General features: G+C 52.7%; 1 protein-coding gene. It reads right to left on the reverse strand.

Annotated features, from left to right (window positions below; translation table 11 throughout):
* The coding region (locus tag H6A60_RS14365; protein ID WP_439145087.1) for a hypothetical protein at positions 1-130 on the reverse strand (130 nt) is incomplete at its 3' end.
* Between the last annotated feature and the right edge of the window lie 198 nt (positions 131-328).

The raw sequence follows: 328 nt of genomic DNA on the forward strand, positions 1-328 counted from the left end.
CAGGCACATAGCGCGTGCTTCTGCCAGCTCCAATCCTCACGATCTGGTGCGCATCAACCAAGTCTTTGAGAGCTTTGTTCAGAGTGGAACGCGCTACCTCCACATTGACTTCCAATTCCCTTGCACTCAAGGATCCGTTTGCCCAACGATTTCAAAGATGTGGGAAGAATCGTCCGGAACACAGCGAAACAGGAAGCGCCAGGGGATGCGAAATCCGTGCTCCGAATTCAGTCGCCATCGTTGACCTCGTGCGCGTTGTCAATGCGTTCCGCAAGACCTTTGCCGCTCTTGAAAACAATGCGATAGCGTGCCGCCACATTAATAGGTT

Origin of the sequence: Sutterella massiliensis (genome assembly GCF_016899755.1) — a bacterium.
Classification (GTDB): domain Bacteria; phylum Pseudomonadota; class Gammaproteobacteria; order Burkholderiales; family Burkholderiaceae_F; genus Sutterella; species Sutterella massiliensis.